General features: G+C 74.3%; 13 protein-coding genes and 1 pseudogene. 11 read left to right on the top strand and 3 right to left on the bottom strand.

Going from position 1 to position 19,627, the window contains the following annotated elements:
• Window positions 1-147 precede the first annotated feature (147 nt).
• On the bottom strand, window positions 148-4,080 hold the full coding sequence (locus ABEA77_RS09725) for an ABC transporter ATP-binding protein (protein ID WP_425588247.1): 3,933 nt from the start codon (window positions 4,078-4,080) through the stop codon (window positions 148-150).
• Between the two features lie 480 nt (window positions 4,081-4,560).
• On the opposite strand from ABEA77_RS09725, the gene ABEA77_RS09720 reads away from it, so the two are divergent.
• The 4 genes from ABEA77_RS09720 (at window position 4,561) to ABEA77_RS09705 (ending at window position 8,512) form a co-directional block, all read left to right on the top strand.
• Window positions 4,561-5,724 carry a methyltransferase domain-containing protein gene (locus ABEA77_RS09720; RefSeq protein WP_345644011.1) on the top strand — a complete coding sequence of 388 codons (1,164 nt, stop codon included), beginning with the start codon at window positions 4,561-4,563 and terminating at the stop codon, window positions 5,722-5,724.
• A gap of 172 nt (window positions 5,725-5,896) precedes the next feature.
• A complete protein-coding gene (locus ABEA77_RS09715) occupies window positions 5,897-6,049 on the top strand; it encodes a hypothetical protein (protein ID WP_345644008.1) in 153 nt (50 codons plus the stop codon).
• A 398-nt stretch (window positions 6,050-6,447) separates the two neighbouring features.
• Window positions 6,448-7,605: an acyl-CoA dehydrogenase family protein gene (locus ABEA77_RS09710; protein WP_345644006.1), complete on the top strand. Its 1,158-nt coding sequence runs from the start codon at window positions 6,448-6,450 to the stop codon at window positions 7,603-7,605.
• Window positions 7,606-7,636: 31 nt separating this feature from the next.
• Entirely contained in the window at window positions 7,637-8,512 is an 876-nt protein-coding gene (locus ABEA77_RS09705; protein WP_345644004.1) for an acyl-CoA thioesterase, read from the top strand.
• 130 nt (window positions 8,513-8,642) lie between these two features.
• On the opposite strand, the gene ABEA77_RS09700 is transcribed toward ABEA77_RS09705, so the two are convergent.
• A complete protein-coding gene (locus tag ABEA77_RS09700) occupies window positions 8,643-9,428 on the bottom strand; it encodes a phosphatase (RefSeq protein ID WP_345644001.1) in 786 nt (261 codons plus the stop codon).
• Between the two features lie 190 nt (window positions 9,429-9,618).
• On the opposite strand from ABEA77_RS09700, the gene ABEA77_RS09695 reads away from it, so the two are divergent.
• Window positions 9,619-10,104, top strand: a complete 486-nt coding sequence (locus tag ABEA77_RS09695) for a peroxiredoxin (RefSeq protein WP_345643998.1) — start codon at window positions 9,619-9,621, stop codon at window positions 10,102-10,104.
• A gap of 265 nt (window positions 10,105-10,369) precedes the next feature.
• Here ABEA77_RS09695 and ABEA77_RS09690 read toward each other — a convergent pair.
• Window positions 10,370-10,960: pseudogene (locus ABEA77_RS09690) on the bottom strand (SACE_7040 family transcriptional regulator); the annotation flags it as partial.
• Between the two features lie 89 nt (window positions 10,961-11,049).
• On the opposite strand from ABEA77_RS09690, the gene ABEA77_RS09685 reads away from it, so the two are divergent.
• From ABEA77_RS09685 to ABEA77_RS09660, 6 genes are all read left to right on the top strand, one after another.
• Window positions 11,050-12,666, top strand: coding sequence for a carboxyl transferase domain-containing protein (locus ABEA77_RS09685; protein WP_345643995.1), 1,617 nt, complete (start codon window positions 11,050-11,052; stop codon window positions 12,664-12,666).
• Window positions 12,667-12,682: 16 nt separating this feature from the next.
• Window positions 12,683-14,782: an acetyl/propionyl/methylcrotonyl-CoA carboxylase subunit alpha gene (locus ABEA77_RS09680; protein WP_345644219.1), complete on the top strand. Its 2,100-nt coding sequence runs from the start codon at window positions 12,683-12,685 to the stop codon at window positions 14,780-14,782.
• Window positions 14,779-15,753, top strand: a complete 975-nt coding sequence (locus tag ABEA77_RS09675) for a hydroxymethylglutaryl-CoA lyase (protein WP_345643992.1) — start codon at window positions 14,779-14,781, stop codon at window positions 15,751-15,753. The genes ABEA77_RS09680 and ABEA77_RS09675 overlap by 4 nt, the downstream gene beginning before the upstream one ends.
• Window positions 15,754-15,761: 8 nt before the next feature.
• The gene (locus tag ABEA77_RS09670) at window positions 15,762-16,922 is read left to right on the top strand and encodes an acyl-CoA dehydrogenase family protein (protein WP_345643989.1); all 1,161 of its coding nucleotides are present in this window, start codon (window positions 15,762-15,764) and stop codon (window positions 16,920-16,922) included.
• Window positions 16,923-17,294: 372 nt separating this feature from the next.
• Entirely contained in the window at window positions 17,295-18,335 is a 1,041-nt protein-coding gene (locus tag ABEA77_RS09665; protein ID WP_345643986.1) for an ABC transporter substrate-binding protein, read from the top strand.
• 1 nt (window position 18,336) lies between these two features.
• Window positions 18,337-19,197 (top strand): siderophore-interacting protein, encoded by an 861-nt coding sequence (locus ABEA77_RS09660; RefSeq protein WP_345643983.1) that lies wholly within the window; start codon window positions 18,337-18,339, stop codon window positions 19,195-19,197.
• Window positions 19,198-19,627 lie beyond the last annotated feature (430 nt).

Here is a 19,627-nt window from a genome sequence, read left to right as displayed (position 1 = left end):
ACGCCGTGACAGTACGGGGCCCGGCGGGCGGCCCGCCAGGCCCCGGGTCCTTTCGGGGAGCCGAACCACCCGGGCGGCTCCCCCGCCGGCCCCGCGGGGTGCGCGGGGCGCGAACGCCTTCCCGCTCCGCGCACCCCGGGCCCGCGCTCACGCCACCGCGGGCTCCTCCTCGCCGACGAAGCTTCGCCACAGGCGCGCGTACCGGCCGCCGAGGGCGAGCAGTTCCTCGTGGGTGCCGTCCTCCGCGACCCGGCCGTGGTCCATCACGACCACCCGGTCGGCGCGCGCCGCCGTGGTCAGCCGGTGCGCCACCACCAGCGTCGTACGGCGTCCCGCCAGCCGCTCGGTCGCCTGGTTGACGGCCGCCTCGCTCGCGAGGTCGAGCGCGGCGGTGGCCTCGTCGAGCAGCAGCACGTCCGGGTCGACGAGCTCGGCCCTGGCGAGCGCGATCAGCTGGCGCTGGCCCGCCGAGAGGTTGCGTCCGCGCTCGGCGACCCGGTGCAGATAGCCGCCGTCGAGCGTGGCGATCATGTCGTGCGCGCCGACCGCGCGCGCCGCCGCCTCCACCTCGGCGTCGCTCGCGCCGGGGCGGCCGTAGGAGATGGCGTCGCGGACCGTGCCGGGGAAGAGGTACGCCTCCTGCGGCACCACGCCGAGCCGGTGGCGGTAGCCGGCGAGGTCGAGGTCGCGCAGGTCCTCGCCGTCCACGGTGACCCGTCCACCGGTCGGGTCGTAGTACCGGGCGACCATCTTGACGAGCGTGGACTTGCCCGCGCCCGTCTCACCGACGAAGGCGACCGTCTGGCCCGCGGGGATGCGCAGGTCCACCGCGCTCAGCGCGGCCTCCTTGCGCGTGGCGCCCGGCGCGGCGCCCTCCTGCGCCTCGCCGCCCACGCTGTCGGCCGCGTAGTGGAAGTCGACGCCCTCGAAGGCGATCTCGCCGCGCAGCGCGTGCACCGGGCGGGGGTGCTCGGCCGGGGGCGTGGACGTCGGCTCGCGCAGCAGCTCCTGGATGCGGGTGAGCGAGACCGTGGCCTGCTGGTAGCCGTCGAAGACCTGCGAGAGCTGCTGCACCGGCGCGAAGAACAGGTCGATGTAGAGCAGGTAGGCGACGAGCGCGCCGGTGGTGAGCGTGCCGTCCTGGATGCGGCCCGAGCCGACGATCAGCACGGCGGCCGCCGCGAGGGACGAGAGGAACTGCACGAAGGGGAAGTACACGGAGATCAGCCACTGGCCGCGGGTACGGGCCTGAAGGTAGTGCCTGCTGCGTCCGGCGAACCGCTGCGCGCCGTCGTGCTCGCGCCGGAACGCCTGCACGATCCTGAGGCCCGACACGGTCTCCTGGAGGTCCGCGTTGACCACGCCGATCCGCTCGCGGGCCAGCGTGTACGCCCGCACGCTCTTGCGGCGGAAGACGTAGGTGCCGACGACGAGCGCGGGCAGCGTCGCGAAGACCACGAGCGCCAGCTGCACGTCGATGACGAGCAGCACCACCAGGATGCCGAGGAAGGTGATCGCCGAGACCAGCGCCGTGACCAGGCCCGTCTGGAGGAACGTCGACAGGGCGTCGACGTCCGTGGTCATCCTGGTCATGATCCGGCCGGTCAGCTCGCGCTCGTAGTAGTCGAGCCCGAGCCGCTGGAGCTGGGCGAAGATCTTCAGCCGCAGCGCGTACAGCACCCGCTCGCCCGTTCTGCCGGTCATCCGGGTCTCACCGATCTGCGCGGCCCACTGGGCGAGCGCGACGAGCAGGCCGAGCCCGGCCGCGGCCCACACCGCGCCGGTCGCGACCCGGTCGACGCCCTGGTCGATGCCGTGCCGCACCAGCACCGGCAGCAGCAGTCCCATCCCGGCGTCCGCGGCGACGAACAGCAGGCTCGCCGTGAGGGCGCCGCCGAAGCCGCTCAGCAGCCTGCGCAGGCCGTACGAGTCCTCGGCGCGCACCGCGCGCGCCTCGTCCACCTCCGGCTCGTCCACGGCGGGCGGCAGCGCGGCGACCTGCGCAAGCAGTTCGGGGGTTGCGCCCGCGCCGCCCGCATCGCCCTCAGCTCCCACAGCGCCTTCCGCGATGGCCTCGTCGCGCGCCCACAGCGTGGGCGTGATGCCCCGCTCGGCGTCGAAGTCGGCGTCGAACTCCGCGTCGATGCCCTCGCGCGCGGCCTCCTCGCACACGGCGCGCCGCTCGGCCCCGGGGCGCGAGGGCGAGGCCGTCCGCGCGGGCTCCCGCGCGGGCGCGGCCGACTCGAAGCCGGGCTCCGCCGGGGTCTCGCCGAGCTCGTCCGGGTCGGTGAGCAGCTTGCGGTAGAGCGCCGAGCGGCGCTGGAGCTCGTCGTGGGTGCCGATGTCGGCGAGCCGCCCGCCGTCGAGGACGGCGATCCGGTCGGCGAGGCCGAGGGTGGAGCGGCGGTGCGCGATGAGCAGGGTCGTACGGCCCGCCATCACGCCGCGCAGCGCCTCGTGGATCTCGTGCTCGACGCGCGCGTCGACGGCGGAGGTGGCGTCGTCGAGCACGAGCAGCCGCGGATCGGTGAGGATCGCGCGGGCGAGGGCGACGCGCTGGCGCTGGCCGCCGGAGAGAGTCAGGCCCTGCTCGCCGACCTTGGTGTCGTACCCCTCGGGCAGCGCGGCGATGAAGCGGTCGGCCTGGGCGAGGCGGGCGGCGCGCTCCACATCCTCGCGGGTGGCGTCGGGCCGCCCGTAGGCGATGTTGGCGGCGACGGAGTCGGAGAACAGGAAGCTGTCCTCGGGCACCAGGCCGATCGCGGAGCGCAGCGACGCGTACGTCAGCTCGCGCACGTCGCGGCCGCCGACGAGGACGGCGCCGTGCGTCACGTCGTAGAAGCGCGGCAGCAGCAGGGACGCGGTGGACTTGCCGCTGCCCGACGAGCCGACGAGGGCGACGGTCTCGCCGGGCTCGACGCGCAGCGAGAAGCCCTCCAGCACGGGCCTGCCCTCCTGGTAGGCGAAGGTGACGTCGTCGAACTCGACGGACGCCTCGGCGTCCGCGGGCAGCTCCTTGGTGCCCTCGGTCATCAGGGGCTCGGTGTCGATCAGTTCGAGTACGCGCTCGACGCCCGCGCGCGCCTGCTGCCCCACGGTCAGCACGACGGCGAGGCTGCGGACCGGCCCGACGAGCTGCGCGAGGTACGTGGAGAACGCGACGAACGTGCCGAGCGTGATGGTGCCCCGGGTGGCGAGCCAGCCGCCGAGCGCCAGCATCGCGACCTGGCCGAGGGACGGCACGGCCTGGAGCGCGGGCGTGTAGCGGGCGTTCAGCTTGACCGTGCGCAGCCGGCCCGCGAACAGCTTCCTGCCGACCGCGCGCAGCTTCCCCGTCTCCTGGTCCTCCTGCCCGAAGCCCTTGACGACGCGTACGCCGGTGACGGCGCCGTCCACGACGCCCGCGACGTCGGCGGCGCGCGTCTGCGCGTACCAGGTGGCCGGGTGCAGCCGGGAGCGGCTGCGGCGGGCGATCGCGTAGACGGCGGGGGCCACGGCCAGCGCGATCAGGGTGAGCGGCGGCGAGAGCACGGCCATGATCACGAGGGAGACGACGAACAGCAGGACGTTGCCGATCGTCATGGGCAGCATGAACAGCAGCCCCTGGATCAGCTGGAGGTCGCTGGTGGCGCGGCCGATGACCTGCCCGGTGCTCAGCGCGTCCTGGCGCCGCCCGTCGAGACGGGTGAGCGAGCCGTACATGTCGGTGCGCAGGTCGTGCTGAACGTCGAGGGCGAGTCTGCCGCCGTAGTAGCGGCGCAGGAGCGTCGCGACGTAGATGACGACGGCCGAGGCGATCAGCAGGCCCGTCCAGGTGCCGAGCGACCCGTGGTGCGAGCCGATCACGTCGTCGATGACGACCTTGGTGATCAGGGGGACGAAGGCCGTCACGCCCATGCCGGCGAACGAGGCGCCGAGGGACAGCACCACCCTGCGGCGGTACCGCCACGCGTAGCCCGTCAACCGCCGTGCCCAGCTCTGTTCGCCCGCCGCCACTGGTGATGCGCCTCCTGTGTTGTCGTCGCGCCGTACGGCCCCGCCGCGGGCCGGTAACACCCGCGGTCGGCGGACCCCGGCCATGCCTACCAGCCCCGTCTGCCGCGGGCACCAACGCGGAGCAACACAGAATTCATCCTTCCGCTTCCCGTCACCCCCAGAAGAACCCCAAGTCAGGACCAAGGACCGACCCCCGAGTGCCGCACCCCCGGGCCCGCCCCGCACGCATGTTCACCCCCGCGCACCGCGACATCCCCGGCGCAGCCGGCGCACCCCCGGGGAGCACGCCACCCCGTGCCCTCCGCCCCCGAGCACCGACCGCCCGGCCGGGCGCCCCCCGGTTCCCTCTTTCGAGGCATGTCCGGGTTCGTGGCGGCCGGGCATCCTGGAGTTTCGACCGCGAGGAGAGGAAGGACCATGGCGAAACACGAGAAGCCGCCACCGGACCCGGGCCAGGGCACTCCGCCTCCGGGAAACAGCGACAGTCAGGTTCCGCCGCCGCCACCGTCGGCCGGCAAGCGCAAGAAGTAGCGGCCGAGGGGCCGGGATCGGAAGGGGCGGGTCGTGCCGGAGCCGGAGCGGATGGCCGGGGTGCTCGCGGAGCGGATGGCCCGGCGCGGGGACTGGCCGTCCCGCTCGCCGTGGATCCGCGAGGCCGTGGAGGCGCTGCCGCGGCACCTGTTCGCTCCCGGCCGGCTGTACCACTGGGACGGCCGCGCGTACGTGCCCGTCGACCGGCGTACGGATCCGGACGCATGGGCGCGGCTGGTGTACGCGGACCCCGACGCCGCGGCGGTCACCCAGGTCACCGAGGGGGTTCCCAGTTCGAGCCTGTCGTGTGCCGCGGTGGTGGCCGACATGCTCGACTCCCTCCTCCTGGAGCCGGGGCAGCGCGTCCTCGAACTGGGCACGGGCACCGGCTGGAACGCGGCGCTGCTGGCCCGCAGGGCGGGGCCCGGCCGCGTCACGAGCGTGGAGGTCGACGAGGTGCTCGCACGCGCCGCGCGCCGGCGCGTCGACGCCGCGGGCGTGCCCGTCGACGTCCATGTCGCGGACGGCGGGCTCGGCCTGCCCGCAGGCGCCCCGTACCACCGGGTCATCGCCACCTACGCCGTCCCGCGGGTCCCCTGGGCCTGGGTCGAGCAGTGCGTCCCCGGCGGACGGATCGTCTTCCCGTGGGGCCCGCTCGGGCACGTCGCGCTGACCGTGGCCCCGGACGGCCGGTCCGCCTCCGGATGGGTACAGGGCCTCGCGCAGTTCATGTCCGCCCGCGGCACCGGCGGCCGGGACGGGGCCCCGGACTACGCGGCCGTACGCGGGACCGGGCCCGCGGACGGCGAGCGGCCCGTCCACCGCGACCTGGCGCCCCTGCACGCGGAGTACTCCCTCCGGTTCGCGCTCCGCGTCGCCGTCCCCGGCCTCCGGCTCGCCACCGCAGTCGACGAGGACGGCGTCAACGCCTGGCTCCACGACGGCCACGGCTCGTGGGCCTCCCTCACCGCGGAGCCAGACGGCACCACCACCGCCCGCCAGGGCGGGCCGCGCCGGCTGGCCGACGAGGTCGAGCACGCCTGGGACCAGTGGCAGGCCCTGGGCAGCCCGGGACCGCGCGAGTACGGCATGACCGTGCACCGGGACCGGCAGTACGTGTGGTGCCTCGACCCGGCCACCGGCCCGCGGTGGCCCGTCGGAGACGGCGCCCCGGCACTGCCGCGTCCCGCGCACTGAGACCGGCCTTCGCGGGTCGGCCCGTCGCGTCGGGGGCGGGGCCGCAGGGACCCCGCCCGGCAGGCGGGACAGGATTTCGGTCGCCGCGGCCGGTGCGGTGCCGCGCCGGGCCGTACGCCTGGTCGTCGTGCACCGCTCCTGCCCGCTTCTCGGCGGCGGTGGCAGAAGGGCCGTGGCGGCGGCAGACCAGTACGGCCGTCAGACCCACCGGGCCGCCGCCCACGACCGGTACCCCGACCGCGTCGCGGCGCAGGGCGACCCCGTGCACGTCAGCCGCTGGGCCGCCGGCCACGCAACTGCCCCGCTGACCCCCGGGCGCGGGTGAACGGTCACCGGGGTCACCGGGCCGGCGTGCGGTGCGCCTAGCGCGCGTACGCGAGGAGGAACGCCGCGAGCACGGCCGCCAGCAGGGCGGCGACGACCGTCAGGAAGCGCGCTTTCGGGGTGCGGGCGACTGAGGGGTACCTGGTCATGCCCGGCAGCATACGAGGCGTGCCTGTCCCGGTCGCCCCCCGTGCGGCCCGGATGCCGGCACGGCTTTGCCGGGCTGCCCGCCCTTCCCGGGCGCGGTGGCCGGGACCGCCCTGGACACGCCTACTGACCGCCCGGTAACTTGGGCTGAGCAAGCGCTTAGGGCGGTGCGTCGCCGCGTCGCACCGGCCGAGCCGCTCGCGCACCGCGTTCCCGGAGGCGGCCCATCGCGCCGCAGAGGAGGCCCCTGCCATGCGCCGTACGGTCTACAACGAGGACCACGAGTCGTTCCGCCAGACCCTCAGGGCCTTCATCGAGGCCGAGGTCGTCCCGCAGTACGACGCATGGCTGTCCGAGGGCCAGGCGCCGCGCGACTTCTACCGGAAGCTGGGCGAGCTTGGCGTCTTCGGCATCGAGGTGCCCGAGGAGTACGGCGGCGCGGGCATCGAGTCGTTCAAGTTCCAGGCCGTCATCTCCGAGGAGACCGCGCGCGCCGGCGTCTCGTTCGGCGGCTCGGGCGTGCATGTCGCGCTCTGCCTGCCGTATCTGAAGGCGTACGCCTCCGACGAGCAGATGAAGCGGTGGATGCCCGGCTTCGTCAGCGGCGACATCATGTTCGCCATCGCCATGACCGAGCCAGGCACCGGCTCCGACCTGGCGGGCATGAAGACCACGGCCAAGCTGTCCGAGGACGGCACCCACTACGTCCTCAACGGCGCCAAGACCTTCATCACCGGCGGCGTGCACGCCGACCGCGTGATCGTCTGCGCCCGCACCGCGCCGCCGTCCGCCGACGACCGCCGCTTCGGCATCTCGCTGCTGGTCGTGGACACGAAGTCCGAGGGGTACGCGGTCGGCCGCAAGCTCGACAAGATCGGCCTCAAGACCTCCGACACGGCCGAGCTGTCCTTCACCGACGTCAAGGTCCCCGTCGCCGACCTGCTCGGCGAGGAGAACAAGGGCTTCTCCTACCTCGGCCAGAACCTGCCGCAGGAGCGCCTCGGCATCGCCTTCGGCGCGTACGCGCAGGCCGCGGCCGCGATCCGGTTCACCAAGCAGTACGTGCAGGACCGCACGGTCTTCGGCAAGTCCGTCGCGTCCTTCCAGAACACCAAGTTCGAGCTGGCCGCCTGCCAGGCCGAGGTGGACGCGGCCGAGGCCGTCGCCGACCGCGCCCTTGAGGCGCACGACCTGGGCGAGCTGACGGCCGCGGAGGCCGCGTCGGCCAAACTGTTCTGCACCGAGGTCGCGAGCCGCGTCATCGACCGCTGCCTCCAGTTGCACGGCGGCTACGGCTACATGAACGAGTACCCGATCGCCCGCCTGTACGCCGACAACCGCGTCAACCGCATCTACGGCGGGACGAGCGAGGTCATGAAGATGATCATCGCCAAGTCCATGGGTCTGTGACCGGGCGCGCGTCCTGGGCGAGACTCCTGCCATGAACAGCGAACTCGACACCCTGCTCGGCCTGCTCGACCTGGAGCGGATCGAGGAGGACATCTTCCGGGGCCGCAGCCACACGGCCGTCGTGCCGCGCGTCTTCGGCGGCCAGGTCGCAGCCCAGGCCCTGGTCGCCGCGGGCCGCACGGTGCCGGACGACCGCGGGGCGCACTCGCTCCACGCGTACTTCCTGCGGCCCGGCGACCCCGGGGTGCCCATCGTCTACACCGTGGACCGCATCAGGGACGGCCGCTCCTTCACCACGCGCCGGGTGGTGGCCGTCCAGCACGGGCAGCCGATCTTCCACCTGTCGGCCTCCTTCCAGCTGCACGAGGAGGGACTCGACCACCAGGCGGAGATGCCCGACGCGCCCGACCCCGAGTCGCTGCCTTCGGGGGACGAGCGGCTCGCGCGCTACGCGGAGCAGTACCTCAGCCCCCAGGTCGCCGACCGGCTGCGCCAGACCCGCTCCGCCATCGACCTGCGGTATGTGCAGGAGCCGCCGTTCGCCACGGTCGGCCAGGTGCGCGAGGCGCGCTCCCAGGTGTGGTTCCGCACCTACGGCAAGCTCGCGGACGACCCGCTGCTGCACGTCTGCCTCGCGACGTACGCCTCCGACATGACGCTGCTCGACTCGGTCCTGCTGGCGCACGGGCGCGGCGGCTGGGCGGTCGGCGACATCGTCGGCGCGAGCCTGGACCACGCGATGTGGTTCCACCGGCCGTTCCGCGCCGACGAGTGGCTGCTGTACGACCAGGAGTCGCCGTCGTCGTCCGGCGGGCGCGGCCTCGGCCAGGCCCGCATCTGGACGCGGGACGGGCGGCTCGCCATCTCGGTGATCCAGGAGGGCGTGATGCGGGTCCCGCGCGGCTGACGCGGCCTGCGGCCCGCGCGCCGCACGCGGCTGATCCGGCCGGGGCACAGGCGCCGCGCGCCCCCGTGGGCCGCCGCGTGTCGGGCGTACGCTCTGCGGGCCCGCGCACGCCCCCAGCGGGCCGTGCGCGTCAGGTGGCGGACAGGCCCGCGGCGTGCAGCAGGTACGCCGTCATCGGGTCGTAGTGGCGCGGGCTCGTCACATGGTCGTCGAGCGGGATGGTGACCTGGAGCGTGCCCTCGGCCTCCGCGAGGAACAGCGCCGGGTCGTTGCAGTCCGCGTACCCCATCGCGTCGAGGCCGCGCTGGCCCGCGCACCCGGCCCAGCCGTGGTCCGCGACGACGAGGTCCGGCAGCGGCCTGCCCCCGCGCTCCAGGCCGTCGAGCACGGCCCGCATCGGCTCGGGCGAGTGGGTGTGCCAGAGCGTGGCCCCGCGCTCCAGCATCGTCACGTCCGCGAACTGGACGACCAGGCCCTCGTCCGCGACCAGGCCCTCCGGGATCCGGACGATCTCGCAGCCCGCGGCGCGCAGCGCGTCCGCCGTCTGCCGGTGCACGTCGAGCAGCCCGCCGGGGTGGCCCGTGGCGAACAGCACCCGCTCCTTCGCCTCCGCGGCCTTGCGCAGCCGGCCCGCCATCCGGTCGAGGGCGTCGATGGTCAGCTCGGGGTCGATGGTGTCCTGCCCGGACCTGAACTGCGGGTCGTCGACGACACCGCAGCGCTCCGCCATCACCGCGAGCACGTCCTGCTCGTCCGTCCACCGGTCGCCGAGCTCCAGGCCCAGCCAGTAGTGGCGGTCGCCGTTGGCGAGTTTCCTGTAGTGGGAGAGGTTGTTGTCGCGGGGCGTCGCGACGTCCCCGGCGATGCGGGTCCGTACGAGGTGCCCGGCGAGCTCGGCGCGGCTGGGTATCGGCATGTGCCCCATTGTGCCGTCACCCGGCGCCGGGCCGCCGCCCGTCCCCCGGTCCGCACCCGGTCCCCCGATTCGCACCCGCTCCCCCGGTCCGCACCCGACGCGCCGCTGAGTGCCGCGTACCGTCCCGTACGTATCCGCCTGCGGGCCCGCACGTCCCGCGGGCCGTATCCCGCGTTCCCTGGAGGCATCCGTGGCAGCGTCCCCCGCCCTGCACCGTCCCGTCGCCGACTTCACGCTCCCCGGCGGCGTCCTCGAAGGCGACACTTTCGTACGCCGCGACTACCGGCTCTCCGCCGAGCGCGGGCACCCGCTGGTCCTCGCCTTCTACCCGGGCGACAACACCGCCGTGTGCACCCGGCAGATGTGCTCGTACTCCAGCGGGCTCGAACAGTTCACCGAGCTGGGGGCGCGGGTGTGGGGCATCAGCCCGCAGGATGTGCACAGTCATGAGGGCTTCGCGCGGGCCAACGGGCTGCGCTTCCCGCTGCTCGCGGACACCGGCCGCGCCGTCGCGCGGGCCTTCGGCATCGCGGCGCCCGGCGTCGGGCTGCGCAGGTCCGTGTTCCTGATCGCGCCGGACGGGACCCTGCACTGGAAGCACGTCACGCTGCTCGGCGCGACCTGGAGGCCGGTGGAGGCGCTGACCGCGCAGCTCGCGGCGCTCGACCGGGCCTGACGCCCGGATGTCCGGGGGCCGTATGTCCGTACGCGGGGCACGGCTCCGTACCCGGGGTACGACCCCCCGCCCCCGGTCAGCCGCGTCCGGCCTCCTCACCGGCGCCGGCGGCCAGGTCGGTCCCTCCGGTTCCACCGGTCCCACCGGTCCCACCGACCGGGCCCGCCGGTTCCCCCGGCTCCCCCCGGTTTACCGGCTCCCCCCGGTCCACCGGGTAGACGCCCGACGCCCCGGAGGGCGCCGCGTCCGCGCGGGCGGGCCACGGCGCGAGGGACGCGAAGGCGCCGTGCGCCAGCCTGCGCAGCAGTTCCGCCGTGCCGGCGCGGTCCGGCAGGCCGCCCCGGTACGAGCTGAAGTGCGGGGTCGAGTTCAGCAGCCCGAACACCGCGTGCACGGCCGCGCGCGCCTCCGCCTCGGGCACCCGCCCGTACAGCTCCCGCACGACGCCGACCCACAGCTCCACGTACTGCCGCTGCAACTGGCGCACCAGCCTGCGGTCGGTGTCGCGCAGCCGGTCGAGCTCGCGGTCGTGCAACGTGATCAGCGGCCGGTCGTCGAGCGCGAAGTCGATGTGCCCCTCGATCAGCGAGGCGAGCACCGCCGCCGGGCCGCCGGCCGCCGCGGACGCGGCGCGCTGCCTGCCACCGTCGAGGAGGCGGTGGCTGATGCCCACAAGCAGCTCGGCGAGCATCGCGTCCTTGCCGGCGAAGTGCCGGTAGAGGCCCGGCCCGCTGATGCCGACCGCGGCGCCTATCTCGTCCACCCCCACGCCGTGGAACCCGCGCTCCGCGAAGAGGCGGGCCGCGTGCCTGAGGATCTGCTCCCTGCGGGTCGGTGCCGCCGTCCTGGTCGTCATCGATTCATTCTAGACAGAGGTGTTAGCGGTCGTTAACCTGAGGAGAGCGGGTTAACGCTCATTAACCGACCGTGCAGGGGGTCCCGCAGATGCGACAGGCACCGGTGCTGGCGAGCGCCGCCGATCCCTCCGCCGAGAGCTGGCGGGTGAATGAGGCGGCCCACGAGGCGCTGGCCGAGGAGCTGCGCGGGCGCCTCGCCGCGGCCGCCCGGGGCGGCGGCGAGCGAGCCCGCGAGCGGCACACGGCCCGCGGCAAGCTGCTGCCGCGCGAGCGGGTGGACACCCTGCTCGACCCCGGCTCCCCCTTCCTCGAACTCGCGCCGCTCGCCGCCGAGGGGATGTACGGCGGGGACGCCCCCGCGGCGGGCGTGATCGCCGGGATCGGCCGGGTCTCCGGCCGGGAGGCGATGATCATCGCCAATGACGCGACGGTCAAGGGCGGTACGTACTACCCGATGACGGTCAAGAAGCACCTGCGCGCGCAGGAGGTGGCCCTGGAGAACCGCCTGCCGTGCCTGTATCTGGTCGACTCGGGCGGCGCCTTCCTGCCGATGCAGGACGAGGTCTTCCCCGACCGCGACCACTTCGGCCGCATCTTCTACCACCAGGCGCGGATGTCGGCCGCGGGCATCCCGCAGATCGCCGCGGTCCTGGGGTCCTGCACGGCGGGCGGCGCGTACGTGCCGGCGATGAGCGACGAGGCGGTGATCGTGCGCGGCCAGGGCACGATCTTCCTCGGCGGCCCGCCGCTGGTGAAGGCGGCCACGGGCGAGGTCGTCACGGCGGAGGAGCTGGGCGGCGGCGAGGTCCACTCGCGGGTCTCGGGTGTGACGGACCACCTCGCGGAGGACGACGCGCACGCGCTGCGCATCGTGCGCACGATCGTCTCGACGCTGCCGGAGCGCGGCCCGCTGCCCTGGTCGGTCGAGCCGGTCGAGGAGCCGAAGGCCGACTCGCGCGGTCTCTACGGCATGGTGCCCGTCGATCCCCGCACCCCGTACGACGTGCGGGAGGTGATCGCGCGGGTGGTGGACGGCTCGCGGTTCGCCGAGTTCAAGGCCGAGTTCGGCACGACGCTGGTGACGGGCTTCGCCCGCGTCCACGGCCACCCGGTGGGCGTCGTCGCGAACAACGGCATCCTCTTCTCCGAGTCGGCGCAGAAGGGCGCGCACTTCATCGAGCTGTGCGACCAGCGCGGCATCCCCCTGCTGTTCCTCCAGAACGTCTCGGGCTTCATGGTCGGCAAGGACTACGAGGCGGGCGGCATCGCCAAGCACGGCGCGAAGATGGTCACGGCGGTGGCCTGCGCCCGGGTGCCCAAGCTGACGGTGGTGGTGGGCGGTTCGTACGGCGCGGGCAACTACTCGATGTGCGGGCGGGCGTACTCGCCGCGTTTCCTGTGGATGTGGCCCAACGCGAAGATCTCCGTGATGGGCGGCGAGCAGGCCGCCGCGGTCCTCGCGACGGTCAAGCGCGACCAGTTGGAGGGCCGTGGCGAGGAGTGGCCCGCGGCGGACGAGGAGGCGTTCAGGGCCCCGATCCGCGAGCAGTACGAGCGACAGGGCAACGCCTACTACGCGACGGCGCGGCTGTGGGACGACGGTGTGATCGACCCGCTGGACACCCGCAGGGTGGTCGGCCTCGCGCTGACGGCCTGCGCCAACGCGCCGCTGGGCGAGCCGGGTTACGGCGTCTTCAGGATGTGAGGAGTCGGGAGTGACGATGTTCGACAGTGTCCTGGTCGCCAACAGGGGCGAGATCGCCGTCCGGGTGATCCGCACGCTGCGGGCGATGGGGCTGCGCTCCGTCGCGGTGTTCAGCGACGCGGACGCGGACGCGCGCCATGTGCGCGAGGCGGACACGGCCGTCAGGATCGGGCCCGCGGCCGCGGCCGAGAGCTATCTCTCGGTGGAGCGGCTGCTCGACGCGGCCCGCCGCACGGGCGCGGACGCCGTGCACCCCGGATACGGCTTCCTCGCGGAGAACGCCGGCTTCGCCGCGGCCTGCGCGGACGCGGGCCTGGTCTTCATCGGGCCGCCCGCGTCCGCGATCGAGCTGATGGGCGACAAGATCCGGGCGAAGGAGACAGTGGCCGCCGCGGGCGTGCCGGTGGTCCCCGGATCCTCGGGCAGCGGCCTGTCTGACGCCGAACTCGACGCCGCCGCGCGGAAGATCGGTGTGCCGGTGCTGCTCAAGCCGTCCGCGGGCGGCGGCGGCAAGGGCATGCGTCTCGTGCGCGAAGAGGCGGCGCTCGGCGAGGAGATCGCGGCGGCCCGCCGGGAGGCCCGCGCGTCCTTCGGCGACGACACCCTGCTCGTGGAGCGGTGGGTGGAGCGGCCTCGCCACATCGAGATCCAGGTGATGGCCGATGCGTACGGCCGCGTCGTGCACCTCGGGGAGCGCGAGTGCTCGCTCCAGCGGCGCCACCAGAAGGTGATCGAGGAGGCGCCCTCGGTCCTGCTTGACGAGGCGGTCCGGGCGGCGATGGGCGAGGCGGCGGTCGCGGCGGCGAGGTCCTGCGGCTATGTGGGCGCGGGCACCGTCGAGTTCATCGTGCCGGCCGCCGACCCGTCCTCGTACTCCTTCATGGAGATGAACACCCGCCTCCAGGTGGAGCACCCGGTCACCGAGTACGTCACCGGGCTCGACCTGGTGGAGCTCCAGCTGCGGGTCGCGGCGGGCGAGCCGCTGCCGTTCGCGCAGGAGGACGTGGCGCTGACCGGGCACGCGATCGAGGCGCGGCTGTGCGCGGAGGACCCGGCGCGCGGCTTCCTGCCCGCCGGCGGCTCGGTGCTCGCGCTGCGCGAGCCCGCGGGCCCTGGCGTGCGCACGGACTCGGGCCTCAGCGTGGGCACGGAGGTCGGGAGCGCGTACGACCCGATGCTGGCCAAGGTCGTCGCGTACGGCCCCGACCGGGCGACGGCGGTCCGCAGGCTGCGCGGTGCGCTCGCGGAGACGGTGACGCTGGGCGTCACGACCAACGCGGGGTTCCTGCGGCGCCTGCTCGACCACCCCAGGGTGGTCGCGGGCGACCTGGACACGGGCCTGGTCGAGGCGGAGGCCGAGGGGCTGCTGCCCGAGGGGGTGCCGCCCGAGGTGTACGCGGCGGCGGCACTGCTGCTGCGCGCGGCACACGGCGGCGGCGCGGGGCAGGACTCGGCACAGGGCGCCTCCGGGTGGCGTGACCCGTTCTCCGCGGGCGACGGCTGGCGGCTGGGCGGTACGCCCGCCTGGGTGCCGTACCCGCTGCGGGTGCCGGGCGGAGAGCCGGTCACGGTGCTGCTGCGCGGCGGCGAGGCGCGGGTCGGCGAGGCCGCCCCGGCCCCGGCAAGACTGGTGGGCACAGGCACAGGCACGGGAGCAGGCACAGGGGCAGGCACGGGAGCAGGCACAGGCGGCGGGGCCGGCGGCGGGGGCGCGGGAGCCGGCGGCGGGGGCGCGGCGTATGTCGGCGTGGAATACGGCGGGGCCGTGCACCGCTTCGCGGCCCTGACCACGCCGGAGGGCGTCTGGCTCGGCCGGGACGGCGACGGCTGGGAGGTCCGCCGCCACGACCCGGTGGCGGCCGGGCGCTCCGCCGCGGCGGCCGGCGGCGGCTCGCTGACCGCGCCGATGCCGGGGACGGTGACCGTCGTCAAGGTCGCGGCCGGTGACACCGTCACGGCGGGCCAGAGCCTGCTGGTGGTCGAGGCGATGAAGATGGAGCACGTCGTCTCCGCCCCGTACGCGGGCACCGTCACCGAACTTGACGTGCGGCCGGGCGCGACGGTCGCCATGGACCAGGTGCTCGCCGTCGTCACACCCGACGAGGAGGGCTCATGAGCGACGCGCAGCGGACACCGGAGGCGGCGGGCGGCCCGGACGCGCTGCCGATGGCGGTGCCCGCCGAGGGCCTGCCGCCCCGGGTGCGGATCTACGAGGTCGGCGCGCGCGACGGCCTGCAGAACGAGTCGGCGGTCGTCCCCGTCGAGGTCAAGGCCGAGTTCGTCCACCGCCTCGCGGACGCGGGCCTGACCACCGTCGAGGCGACCAGCTTCGTGCACCCGAAGTGGGTGCCCCAACTCGCGGACGCCGCGGAGCTGTTCCCGATGCTCCACGACATCCGGGGTGTGGCGCTGCCGGTCCTCGTGCCCAACGAGCGCGGCCTCGACCGCGCGCTCGGCCTGGGGGTGCGCTCCGTCGCGGTGTTCGGCAGCGCCACCGAGTCGTTCGCGAAGGCCAACCTCAACCGCACGGTGGACGAGTCGCTCGCGATGTTCGCGCCGGTGGTGGCCCGTGCGAAGGAGCGCGGGCTGCGGGTGCGGGGCTATCTGTCGATGTGCTTCGGCGACCCGTGGGAGGGGCCCGTGCCCGTCCCACGGGTGGTGCGGGTGGCCAAGGCCCTGCGGGACCTCGGCTGCGACGAGCTCTCCCTCGGCGACACCATCGGCGTCGCCACCCCGGGCCATGTGCGGGCCCTGCTCGCCGGGCTCGCCGGGGCGGGCGTGCCGGTCGACGCGCTCGGGGTGCACTTCCACGACACGTACGGCCAGGCGCTCGCCAACACCCTGGCGGCGCTCCAGCACGGCGTGACCACCGTCGACGCGTCGGCGGGCGGCCTCGGCGGCTGCCCGTTCGCCAAGAGCGCCACCGGCAACCTCGCCACCGAGGACCTCGTCTGGATGCTGCGCGGCCTCGGCGTCGAGACCGGCGTGGACCTCGGCCGGCTGGTCGCCACCAGCACCTGGATGGCCGACCGGCTCGGCCGGCCAAGTCCCTCCCGTACCGTACGGGCCCTGACCCACAAGGGGTGACGCACACGATGTCCCTGGACCACACCCTCTCCGACGAGCACGAGGAACTCCGGCGCACGCTCGAGGAGTTCGCCCATGACGTGGTCGCCCCGAAGATCGGCGACTTCTACGAGCGGCACGAGTTCCCCTACGAGATCGTCCGTGAGATGGGCCGCATGGGCCTGTTCGGGCTGCCGTTCCCGGAGGAGTACGGCGGGATGGGCGGCGACTACCTGGCGCTGTGCCTCGCCTTGGAGGAGCTGGCGCGGGTCGACTCGTCGGTGGCGATCACCCTGGAGGCGGGCATCTCGCTGGGCGCGATGCCGGTCTTCCGCTTCGGCACACAGGAGCAGAAGCGGGAGTGGCTGCCGCGACTGTGCGCGGGCGAGATGCTGGGCGCGTTCGGCCTCACCGAGCCGGAGGGCGGCTCGGACGCGGGCGGCACGCGCACCACGGCGGTGCGCGACGGCGACGAGTGGGTCATCAACGGCACCAAGTGCTTCATCACCAACTCGGGCACGGACATCACGGGCCTGGTGACGGTCACCGCGGTCACCGGCCGCACGGACGACGGCAGGCCCCGCATCTCGGCGATCATCGTCCCCGCGGGCACGCCGGGCTTCACGGTGGCGCCGCCGTACTCAAAGGTCGGGTGGAACGCCTCGGACACCCGGGAGCTGTCCTTCTCGGACGTACGGGTCCCCGCGGCGAACCTCCTCGGCGAGGAGGGCCGCGGCTACGCGCAGTTCCTGCGCATCCTCGACGAGGGCAGGATCGCGATCGCCGCGCTGGCCACGGGCCTCGCCCAGGGCTGTGTGGACGAGTCCGTGCGGTACGCGCGCGAGCGGCGCGCCTTCGGCCGGGCGATCGGCGACAACCAGGCCATCCAGTTCAAGCTGGCGGACATGGAGACGCGGGCGTACCTCTCCCGCCTCGGCTGGCGGGACGCCGCCTCCCGCCTGCTGCGGGGCGCGCCCTTCAAGAAGGAGGCGGCGATGGCGAAGCTCCACTCGTCCACCATCGCCGTCGACAACGCCCGCGACGCGACCCAGATCCACGGCGGCTACGGCTTCATGAACGAGTTCCCCGTGGCCAGGATGTGGCGCGACGCCAAGATCCTGGAGATCGGTGAGGGCACGAGCGAGGTCCAGCGCATGCTCATCGCCAGAGAGCTGGGCTTCCCCGGCTGAGGCCGGCGGACGCCGGGACGACGGGGCTCCGTCAGGCGGTGTCGCGCACTTGCGCTCGGCCAGGCCGGGTGCCTGACGGGCGATCGCGCGGTAGTCGGCGTCGTCGTGGAGGACGGTCAGGCCGTGGTGGGCCACGGTGGCGGCGACGAGGTCCACCGCCGAGACGCCGCGGTGACCGGCGCCCCACTCGCGCGCGCCCAACGTGACGGGTGGGGCGCGCCGCACGCTCGTCGGCCTCGCCCCGAGGAGGGAGGGGGCCCTCGGGCGGGATGGCGGGCGTATGAGGTTAGGCTTACCTATCTGGACATGCTCACCAGCCGGCTCCGGGCCCCGTTGCGGTCCGGGGCGGCGCGAAGAAAGCGGGACATCGCCATGCCCGACATCCGTACCGCCTCCTCCGTGGGCCGCCGCGGGCTGCTCGCCGCCGGCGGCGCCCTGGGCCTCGGCGCGGCTCTGGCCGCCTGCGGCGGCGGGAAAAGCAGCGGCGGCGCGGACAGCGCGAGCGACGGCGCATCGCCGAAGGCGGGCCCCTGGTCCTTCAAGGACGACCGGGGCGTCGTCGCGAAGGCGGACCGCACGCCCCGCAACGTCGTGGCGTTCATCGGGACGGCCGCCGCGCTCCACGACTACGGCATCGAGTGCAAGGGCGTCTTCGGGCCGACGAAGAAGAAGGACGGCTCCCCCGACGTCCAGGCCGGCGACCTCGACGTGGACAAGGTCACGATCATCGGCAACGTCTACGGCGAGTTCAACGTCGAGAAGTACGCGGCGCTCAGCCCCGACCTGCTCGCCACCGAGCAGTGGCAGAAGGGCGAGCTGTGGTACGTGCCGGACAAGTCCAAGGCCGAGATCACCAAGCTCGCGCCGGTGGTCGCCCTTGAGGCGTCGCAGACGACCATGCCGAAGGCGATCCAGCGCCACGAGGACCTCGCCGCGTCGCTCGGCGCGGACCTGAAGGCAAAAAAGGTCACGGACGCGAAGGCGGCCTTCGAGAAGGCGGCGGCGCGGCTGCGGGCCGCGGCGAGGGCCCGCCCGGAGATCACCGTGCTCGTCGGCTCGGCCAGCCAGGACCTGTTCTACGTGTCGCTCGCGAAGACCTCGGCCGACACCGCGTACTTCCAGCAGCTCGGTGTGCGGTTCGTGACCCCGAAGGTGGACAAGCAGGGCTTCTTCGAGAGTCTGAGCTGGGAGAACGTCGGCAAGTACCACGCCGACATCATCATGATGGACAACCGCTCCTCCGCGCTCCAGCCGTCCGCGCTGGCCGGCAAGCCGACCTGGAAGCAGCTGCCCGCGGTGAAGGCGGGGCAGGTCGTCCCCCGGGTCACGGAGCCCGTGTACTCGTACGCGCAGTGCGCGCCCGTCCTGGACGCCCTCGCGCAGGCCATCGAGAAGGCGAAGAAGGTGAGCTGACATGGCGACGGCGCTGGCCCCGAGCCCGTACCGCTTCTTCGACCTGACCGTCGAACGGACCCGCCGCGTCGGGCCCTCGACGCTCCGGGTGACGTTCACCGGCGCGGACCTCGCGCACTTCGAGTCGCTCGGCCTCGACCAGAGCCTGTCGCTGTTCCTGCCGAGGCCGGGACAGCAGCGGCCGGTGCTGCCGAGGGAGCACGGCGACGGCTGGTGGGCGGCCTGGCGGGAGATCGACGAGGACGAGCGGGCGGTGATGCGCTCGTACACCCTGCGCGCGCTGCGGCGCGGGCCCGACGAGATCGACGTGGACTTCGTCCTCCACGGCGACCTCGGCCCGGCCTCGCGCTGGGCCGCGACCGCGGTGCCGGGGCAGCGCGTCGTCGTGCTCGGCCCCCGGGTCGCGGACAACGCGGCGGTCCGGTTCCGGCTGCCACGGTCCGCCGACTCGGTGCTGGTCTGGGCGGACGAGACCGCGCTGCCCGCGGCCGAGGCGATCCTGGCGGCGCTGCCCGCGGGCATCGCGGCCGACGTGTGGATCGACGTGCCGCGCACCGCGGACCGCAGGCCGCTGCAGACCGCGGCGGACGCGCGGATCGCCTGGCAGGTCGCGGAGGACGCCCCGGACGCGGCGCGCGGGGCCCGCGCGCTCGCGGCGATGCGGAGCGCGGCCCGCCGCGGCACCCGGCCGTACGCCTGGCTCTGCGGAGAGTCGACCGCGGTCACGTCGCTGCGCAGGATGCTCGTACGGGAGCGGGGCATGGCCAAGTCCGATGTGACGTTCGTCGGTTACTGGCGGCAGGGCGTGACCGAGGAGCAGACACGCGCCGAACTGCTCACGAAGGCCGCGTCCCGCACCTGACCCGGCGCGCCCGGGTCGCGCCATCCGCGCGCCCGGGTCGCGCCATCCGCGCGCCCGGGTCGCGCCCTGCCCGCGTCCCCCGTGCTGCCCGTTCCACCTGTTGATCACCGCCCACGCCCCGCCCGGCCCGCGCCACGCGTACCCGGGCCGGGCGGGGCGCACGGCGCGCCCGCGGCAGGAGGCATCGGGCCGCGAAGCCACTGCGGCTCCGCGCCGCCCGTGGGCCGGGCCGCCGAGGGTGGCACCGCCCGCAGACCGCCGGGCGAGCGCGGCGCCGTTTCACGTCCCGCACGGGGGCGGATCACCTCTCCCCGCGCGCCCGGGACCGGCCGTACCCTTCGCCACCCGGCGCCCCCACGGTCCGGCGCGCGGACTCCGTGGCGCACGCGGCGTGGCCGACCGGGCCGACCGGGCCGCCCCGTACGGCGCC

The sequence above is a fragment of the Streptomyces tremellae genome (assembly GCF_039540215.1).
GTDB lineage: Bacteria > Actinomycetota > Actinomycetes > Streptomycetales > Streptomycetaceae > Streptomyces > Streptomyces tremellae.
Note: the sequence above shows the minus strand (reverse complement) of the source record. Positions and strands in the feature narration are given on the sequence as shown.